This window comes from Streptococcus sp. GMD6S, from assembly GCF_000297015.1.
Genome location: NZ_AJRH01000059.1, coordinates 1 through 8,084 on the forward strand (window position 1 = coordinate 1; position 8,084 = coordinate 8,084).

An 8,084-nucleotide genomic window follows, 5' to 3' on the forward strand; every position below is an offset into this window, starting at 1 on the left:
GCGCTCATATCGCTTCGATAGCTCATCTCTCCCAAGGTATAGTATAATTCTACCTTATCAAAGCCATTTTTGTCTAGCTGTTTCCGAATTTTTTCCAGAACATCATGCGGTTCTAGGCCAGGAACCAAACGAACCTCTAGCTTAGCACTGGCTTCTGCTGGCAAAATCGTTTTAACCCCTTGCCCTTGATAACCTGACTGAATCCCTTCAATATTAAGAGCTGGCTCGAAAAAGAAACGTTTTAGAAAGGCTGCACGTTCCTCTTGTAAGAGAGGCAATTCCAAGCCATAAATGCGACTGATTTCCTCAGGATTGCGTTGGGCGTAGGTATCCACCAAGGCTAGTTCTCGTTCATTTGGCTCTTGAACATCCTCGTACAAGCCTTCTACCAAGATACGCCCATCAGCAGCTCGCAGACTACTTAAGGCCTGGATAAGATACCATGGTGCTGACTCCACGACACCACCATAACTCGAGTGGATATCTACATCCGCACTTTTCACCTTGGCATCAAAGGTCACGATTCCCTTGTTTCCACCAGAAATTTCTAACTGCTCCAAGGCATTTTTCGTTCCTTGCTCCCAAACTAGCAAATCTGCTCCTCGGAGTTTGTCTGCGTGTTTCCCTAAATACTTATCTAGATCCATAGAAGCAGACTCCTCTGCCCCTTCCATGATAAAACTGATATTGACAGGGAGGTCATCGTGGTGCTGCATATACTTTCTCAGAGCACTCAAACGAGCTGTGATGTGGCCCTTATCGTCGTCAACTCCTCGCCCATACATAAAACCATTTCGCACAGAAAGTGTAAAGGGATCCTCTGTCCAGATCTGATCTCCGTCCGCTGGTACGGTGTCATAGTGGTTATAGAAGATCAAGGTCTTGGCATCTGGACGCGAACTCTTGAAATGTGCCATGACAAAGGGAGCTGTGTAACTCTCATCAATCTCCACTTCAGCCCCCACACGCTTGAAAATCTCACCCAGATAGTTTGCGACTTCCTTGAGTCCAACCTGCTGGGCAAAGACGGATTTCTTGGAAATTAAGGTGCGTAAGACTTCGAAATAATGTTGGGCCACATGATCCTTCTCAAATTTTTCAATCTGCTCTTGTTCGCTAGGAAAAACCATTTTCTCTCTCTTTCTACTACGTACTTGTGTCCTCAGAACGACCACAAGTGCCTCTTAAAAATCAACTCTCTATACAAAAGTAAGAGGTGGAAACTCTCTCCCACCTCCCTATGTCTTATTACCAAACTGGTTGGTCCAAACCGTCTGATGTTTCTTCGATAACTTTTTTCACTTCATCAGTGTGGTAAGCCGCGATAATTTTCTTGATGGCATCAGCTTTAGGTGATGATTCCCAATCTTTTTTTGCAACGATGATGTTGTACCATTGTTTTGAGTTTTCATCAGCTTGCTCTTTGAAGAGTGCTTTCTTGTAGTCCAATTTTGCTTCTGTAACGAAGGTATTGTTTACAACGGCAGCGTCAACTGATGACAATGAACGAGCTGTTTGGCTAGCGTCCAATTCAGTAATCTTCAAGTTCTTTGGATTTTCTGTAATGTTCGCAACTGTTGCAAGAGCAGTTCCAGAAACATCCAATTTGATCAAACCAGCTGATTGAAGCAAGTAAAGCGCACGGCTTTCGTTTGTTGCATCGTTTGGCACGGCAATTTCACCGTTATCTGGGATTTCTTCCACTTTGGTGTACTTGTTTTCTTCCCCATTTTTACCTGAGTAAAGGCGGATTGGTGAGATGTAGGTATCTGCAATCGCTACAAGGTCTTTCCCGTTTTCTTTGTTCCAGTTGTTCAAGAAGTTGTAGTGTTGGAAAGCGTTCAAGTCTACTTCGCCATCAGCAGTTGCCTTGTTTGGTTGTGAATAGTCTGTGAACTCTGTGAATTCCAATTTAATTCCATCTTTTTCAACCAATTCTTGGATTTTATCCCAACGTGCTTCTTCAGAACCGCTACGGTTAACTGTTGCAATTTTGACAACTGTTTCGTTGTCTGCTTTCTTTTCTGAATTTCCGCAAGCTGCAAGAGTCAAACCTGCGACTGTAGCAAGAGCTGCTACACCGAGCCATTTTTTAATTTTCATGATTCTATCTCCTTTAAAAATAATACCGTAATAGTATCTCATACTTTATTTGATTTAGCAAATTGTTATTAGATAGGCAGACATATAGTTTGAAACTATATACCTAAAAATTGAGAAATCATCCGCCTTTCTCAGACTGGATGATTTCATACGACTATTTAATATCAGCTTCTGCTGGGAGATAAGTGTCTCCGAAGAACTGTTTAGACAATTTTTCAAGAGTTCCGTCTTTGTAGAGTTCTTGGATGCGTTTGTCCACAAATGATTTCAACTCATCTTGACCTTTAGCAAGAAGTGGGTAAACATAAGGTTGTTGGTCGCTTGGAAGTTCGATGACTTTCAAGTTGTCCAAACCTTGGTTCTTGATAACTGTTTCAACACCGATTTTATCAAAGATCTTGTAGTCAAACTGACCATCGCTCAAACGTGACATGATTTGTTGGAAATCAGCCTTGGTGTAGTTAAGAACCGTTGGATTGTCTGCGTGTTGTTTGTTATAATCTTCTAGCTGTTTAGCTGATGTTGTCCCTTGAACAACCTCAGTAGACTTGCCTCCGATATCATCAAGTGACTTGATGCTGTCGTCATCTTTCTTCACAACGAGAACGTTAGGGTTTTTAGCAGTTGGTGCTGCATAAAGGTACTTTTCAGCACGTTCTTTGGTATAGCTGATATTATTCACAGCCATTTGGTAGCGATCGCTATCAAGGCCTGCAAAGACACCTGACCACTCTGTCTTTTCAAACTTGACATCGTATTTGTCAGAGTCTTTAAAGATAGCACGGACTACTTCAATCTCATAACCAGTCAACTCGCCATTTTCTTCGTAGTTGAATGGTTTTGGTGAAGCATTGGTTGCAACGATAATTTCTTTCTTACCAGATGCTGCTTCGCTAGTTGCAGTATCTTTCTTATCTCCACCTGAGCAAGCTGCTAGTACACCTGCGGCAACAAGTCCTAGAGCTGCAAGAGATGAATATTTGACGATTTTTTTCATGTCATTTCCTCCAAAATAGAATACTTTACTATCTTAACAGAAAATATTTTTTTTCGCCATTATATGATATCTATCTCGGTGATAGGTTTTTTTTATGGCTGACTAAAAGACCAGACGTAAGACTGCAATCAAGACTACTCCAAAAAGAACCGTACCCACTAGATTGCGGTAGCGAAAGGCTACCCAAGCCGTTGGAAAGACTGCTAAAAAGTCCAGCCATTTGATCTGAGGAAGGCTGCCAACCTTGCCAGTCACTACGCTTGAAAGGATCAAGGCAAAGATAATGGAAACAGGCAAGAACTTCAAAAAACGCTCAACGATAGCTGGCAACCCCTTGTACTTAACCAAGATGAAGGGAATCATACGAGGTATCCAAGTCACTAGGCCTGAAAAGATAACAGCTAACAAAAGATATTTACTGACCATCTAAGACCACCCCCATGGTACAACCTAGCAAGGTCGCAAACAGAACAGCTAGCGACTGAGACACCACTGTCAAGAACAAAAAGAAGGACACCGCAACAACGGCTAGGATCATCAGCAGATTCCGTACAGGAACCCGTCTTTGCATAATCTGAAATTGCGAGGTAAAAATCCCAATAAACATCCCAACAAGGGCAAAGTCTAATCCAAAGACCTCAGGATTTGGAAGAAGTCCACCTAAAGCTGTCCCCGCAACTGTCCCAATAAACCAGGCTACATAACTATTGAGATTGTTCCCATGCATCCACATAGGATGGACCTTGTCTGTATGGGCTAATTCTCCCATCAAAACCCCATAGGTCTCATCTGTCAGGAGACTGGACATGCCGATATTTTGCCAGAGACTAGTATGACGGAAATAGGTCGATGCATGCAAGCTCAGCAAAAAGAGGCGCAAGTTGATCAAAAAGACCGTCATAGCAATAGCTGCCACAGGCGCTTGTACCGCAATCAATGCCAACATGGCAAACTGGGCGCTCCCAGCATAAACAAAGAGGCTCATCAAGCCCATCTCAACAGGTGTCACATAGGGCGCACCGATAATCCCACAAGCCAGGCCAATGCTGACATAGCCAAGGGCAGTCGGCATGGCCGCCTGTACACCTTCCCAAAATCCTTTTTCTTTCATCCTTCTCCTCATATTCTCTCCAATTGAGGCTGTTCGTTATCACAGCCACAGCACGGACTATTATAACATATTCAAATAAGGGAAAAAAGTTTAGAGTTTGAAACTTGAAGCTAGTAAACATTGTAAAAAATGTTACCTGTTTATGGATACATGAGAAATTGATCCACTCGAATCATATACTTGTTGGCTTCAGTTTTTTCAGCATCTTCATCTTCTGTCGGATAGACATCGACCCAGAGTTCCCACTGTTGTCCTTTCAGCTTGACCTTGTAGCGATAACCGTCATCATAGAGTCCTACCGGATCAGTGGTCATGGACTGGTAATCTGGGAGTTCTTCCAATTCTTTTTTTACAGTCTGGGATAGATTGTTGATCACTACTTGTTGCTCCCCTTTTGAAGCTACAGTAATATGAGCTGTCGCTTCTTCCAAGCGATGCGATTTTGAAAATGTGAATCTTACTCGACCTGTATGGCCCTTCAAAGAAATATTTTCGTAATCATAGAAAAGGCGACCTGTTTTATAGAAATAAGGGTCTTCTGCACGCCAAGTATCGCGATAGGCCATTTCCTCTTCTTCCACCACTTGGCTAGCCTCTCCAAATACTTCTTCAAAAGATTTAACAGGCATACCAAACGAAAGGGATTCAAACAAAACTAGTTGCGTCTTGTTGATATTATGGCAAGCTGATAAAAGCATGAGTAAAGCTCCAAGAGCAAGTAAACTACTGATTATTTTTGTAATTTTCATATTTTTACTATACTAAAAAACTCTATCATTTGTCCAAGATAAAAGAGTTAACCATTAACTGACTTCTATTCTAGGGTATAGAAGGAAAGGATTACGATGCATGCCTCCGATATTGACTAATCCCAACCCCATATTTCTTATCTTCAGGTTTCTCATGATAACCTAGTTCTGTTGGATAGACTTCAACCCAGAGTTCCTCCATTTGTCCTTGTAATTTGGCTTTATATCGATAAGAATCTTTCTCGAGTCCTAGCATTTCAACAGTCAAAGACTGATAGTCTGGCAAAGTTTCAATCTCTGTTTTTATAAACTGAGATAAATTGTTGACCAGTTCTTTCTGTTCCACTTTTGAATTGATAGGAAAAGAGACTCTTACTTCTTCTAAAGTATGCCATTTTGAAAATGTGAAATCTGCACGAACAGTATAGTCTTTCCACCTCATGTTTTCGTAATAGTAGAAGAGGCGACCTGTTTTATAAAAATAAGGGTCTTCTGCACGCCAAGTATCACGATAAGCCATTTCTGTTTCCTCAACAACTTTATCAGCTTCTCCAAATACTTTTTCAAAAGATTCTGTGGACATATAAAAGGAAAGAGATTTAAACATGACTAACTGCGTACTAGGAAATTCCAAATTTTTAAAGTTTTGGTAAGATTTTATAAATAAGATTAGCACTCCAATAGCAAGCAAACTACTAATTATTTTTGTAAATTTCATATTTCTACTATACAAGAAAACTCTAGGATTGACAAACTTTGAATTTTTCGATTACATTTTGAGATTTGTTCTCTAAATTTTGAGGAAACAAAGAATTGATCAAAAACTAGTAACAGATAGTCAAAATAAAAAAGACTGAAACTGTACTGCACCCCAAAAGTTAGACAGAAAAATCTAACTTTTGGGGTGCAGTACAGAGATTATCTTTTTCATTCTATTTTCTCCTATACTATGAAACAAAGACAGTATAACACGAAGACTACCCTAACTCAAACTTGGATAACTGAGATGCTGTCAGTCCATCACAAGCTACATCTGACTGCTTGAGTTTTCTAGCCAATCGCAATTCCTTGTAAAATTCTCCCAATGCCATCTTTTCAATCATGACCAAACTCCTGTCCAAAACCCTCTTTACTATTCCATTCGTAAATACTTTTCCTTTTTTAACATGTTATAAAATATGGGAACTATATACCCGTTTACACTAGACACAAGATATAGTGCTTACGAGAATATCAAAAAGGCGACTTACAAACGGAAATCGTCTTTTAATAATGTCTAAATTCTTCGCAGGATTTCAAAATTTTGATATAATAGAAGTAACAAAAATAAAGGAAATTAAGTATTATGAACGCAATCACAGCTCACAGCTCACGCTGATTATGTAATCGGACGTGTTTTTTGTCAAGCATTAAAACAGGCATTTTCACATTTTTGTGAGAAGGCTTTTTATGTTGAGTTTTCTGAGTTATCTTTAGAGAGAAATGGGGAGCTACAATATGCATAACCATTTCTCAAACGAAGTTGATGGACAACTCAAGTTTTATCAAGATTATCTACCTCTTGTTGATAAAACTTTGAAAACAGATGATATTTTAACGGATTATACAGATGGTATTGTATATGGAAATCTGATTGAATTTAAAGTTGTTATCAATGATATTAACTCTGTTCTATTCCAAACCATCAAATATCTATCCGCTCGGAGAATCAAAGGGAAAGAAATCCCTAAAAACATTCTGCTTGTATCGCTAACGAATGAAAAAATCTACGTTTTTGATAGTCAGGAATATTTAACACATATCGAAAAAGTATATTTTGGTGGTGCAAGTGTTAAAACAGCTGGTTTTTCTTCTGATGCTCCTCTTGAGGTTTTAGAATACGGTCAAAGTCAACTAGATGAAAGTCGTCTCATTACTTTACTACGTTCAAAGCAATACACAAAAATTAACATTGACGAAAACTGTATTGTTGGTTGGGCGGAACGTTTTTATCGTGAAAACAAAGGAGCTAAAAAGTCTGATTTTATCGGTGACCAAACTGGTAAAGTTAAAATTATTGGTGAAATTCGGAAACCTGAGAAACTAAAAGAATTTATCAATCCCTATATCGGTGAAACTAATGCACAATTTCACTATTTGATGGATAAACTCAATGATACTTTACAAAAGAAAAACTTAGGAGCTTTCTACACTCCTGAACCTTATGTTGAAAAGTCATTGGAGCTAGTCCGACAAGCTATTAAGCGTGTTCCAGAAGGAAATGATTATATTATTTTGGATAGATGTGCTGGGACTGGAAACCTCGAGAAATTGATGAGCGACGAGGAACTAAGTCACTGCGTCCTTTCTACTATTGAATACTATGAATATAAAGTTCTTGTTGAGTTGCTAGGTGACAAGGTTCGCCACATTATCCCACCAACTGAGAAAGAAGATACGTTTAATATGGGACTAGTCCGAGGAGCTGACGCTCTTAGCAAGGAATACATTAACAATGAAATTATTAAACGCTATATCAACGACCCAAAAGTGACAATTATCATGTACGAGAATCCCCCTTATGCAGAGACTACTTCTATTGAACACCAAAAAGCTGGGACTAGTAAGAAATCATCTGCTTGGAAAAAGAGCTTTTTAGTGACGGAGATGAAAAAAGAGGTTAAAGGACAAGCGACAAACGAACTCGGAAATATCTTTATCTGGTCTGCTTTCAAATATTATTTACGCCAACCAACAGATTCTTATATTGTCTATAGTCCTGTAAAGTATTGGAAAGCTCAGCATCTCATCAATCAAAAATTTTTAGGTGGTTTTGCTTTTAATCGCAAACACTTTCACACTAATATTCATGCGATGATTATGTGTGCTCTTTGGAGTAAAGAAGAAGTTGCACTAGAGTCACTAAAATTAGAAGCCTATGATATTGATAAGGATGGAAATTTACTTCCTGAAAATAATATCATTATTAAAAGGATACATAGCACGTATAGCCAAAAGTACTTTGATAAAAGAAAGTTCATAGATGATGAAAATAATGGACTTTATCTAGGATTAAATGGTAAAGAGTATGAAGGTAAAACTAAGAGTGTTGTTCCTTTATTTAATTCAAACATTCTGGGCTATA

Annotated in this window: 8 protein-coding genes and 1 pseudogene; 1 reads left to right on the forward strand and 8 read right to left on the reverse strand. The window is 39.0% G+C overall.

All coding sequences use genetic code 11. The features are described from left to right. The 8 genes and pseudogenes from GMD6S_RS07600 to GMD6S_RS12305 form a co-directional block, all read right to left on the reverse strand. A partial coding sequence (locus tag GMD6S_RS07600; RefSeq protein WP_000231775.1) for a M20/M25/M40 family metallo-hydrolase occupies positions 1–1,130 on the reverse strand: 1,130 nt, incomplete at its 3' end. Positions 1,131–1,248: 118 nt separating this feature from the next. After that, entirely contained in the window at positions 1,249–2,103 is an 855-nt protein-coding gene (locus GMD6S_RS07605; protein WP_000694533.1) for a MetQ/NlpA family ABC transporter substrate-binding protein, read from the reverse strand. A 154-nt stretch (positions 2,104–2,257) separates the two neighbouring features. Next, positions 2,258–3,100 (reverse strand): amino acid ABC transporter substrate-binding protein, encoded by an 843-nt coding sequence (locus GMD6S_RS07610; RefSeq protein WP_000724967.1) that lies wholly within the window; start codon positions 3,098–3,100, stop codon positions 2,258–2,260. 102 nt (positions 3,101–3,202) lie between these two features. Continuing rightward, entirely contained in the window at positions 3,203–3,526 is a 324-nt protein-coding gene (locus tag GMD6S_RS07615; protein WP_000253936.1) for an AzlD domain-containing protein, read from the reverse strand. Next, a complete protein-coding gene (locus tag GMD6S_RS07620) occupies positions 3,516–4,211 on the reverse strand; it encodes an AzlC family ABC transporter permease (protein ID WP_000659753.1) in 696 nt (231 codons plus the stop codon). The genes GMD6S_RS07615 and GMD6S_RS07620 overlap by 11 nt, the downstream gene beginning before the upstream one ends. Before the next feature lie 140 nt (positions 4,212–4,351). Beyond that, on the reverse strand, positions 4,352–4,960 hold the full coding sequence (locus GMD6S_RS07625; RefSeq protein ID WP_025172597.1) for a hypothetical protein: 609 nt from the start codon (positions 4,958–4,960) through the stop codon (positions 4,352–4,354). 91 nt (positions 4,961–5,051) lie between these two features. Continuing rightward, positions 5,052–5,678 (reverse strand): hypothetical protein, encoded by a 627-nt coding sequence (locus tag GMD6S_RS07630; protein ID WP_000673207.1) that lies wholly within the window; start codon positions 5,676–5,678, stop codon positions 5,052–5,054. Between the two features lie 262 nt (positions 5,679–5,940). After that, positions 5,941–6,063: pseudogene (locus GMD6S_RS12305) on the reverse strand (MutR family transcriptional regulator); the annotation flags it as partial. Between the two features lie 394 nt (positions 6,064–6,457). On the opposite strand from GMD6S_RS12305, the gene GMD6S_RS07635 reads away from it, so the two are divergent. Further along, the coding region (locus GMD6S_RS07635; RefSeq protein ID WP_000551494.1) for a hypothetical protein at positions 6,458–8,084 on the forward strand (1,627 nt) is incomplete at its 3' end.

What these genes read in the sequence shown, in the direction of transcription:
- GMD6S_RS07605 (WP_000694533.1), bottom strand. Translation starts at nt 2,103, where the DNA reads ATGAAAATTAAAAAATGGCTCGGTGTAGCAGCTCTTGCTACAGTCGCA.
- GMD6S_RS07610 (WP_000724967.1), bottom strand. Translation starts at nt 3,100, where the DNA reads ATGAAAAAAATCGTCAAATATTCATCTCTTGCAGCTCTAGGACTTGTT.
- GMD6S_RS07615 (WP_000253936.1), bottom strand. Translation starts at nt 3,526, where the DNA reads ATGGTCAGTAAATATCTTTTGTTAGCTGTTATCTTTTCAGGCCTAGTG.
- GMD6S_RS07620 (WP_000659753.1), bottom strand. Translation starts at nt 4,211, where the DNA reads ATGAAAGAAAAAGGATTTTGGGAAGGTGTACAGGCGGCCATGCCGACT.
- GMD6S_RS07625 (WP_025172597.1), bottom strand. Translation starts at nt 4,960, where the DNA reads ATGAAAATTACAAAAATAATCAGTAGTTTACTTGCTCTTGGAGCTTTA.
- GMD6S_RS07630 (WP_000673207.1), bottom strand. Translation starts at nt 5,678, where the DNA reads ATGAAATTTACAAAAATAATTAGTAGTTTGCTTGCTATTGGAGTGCTA.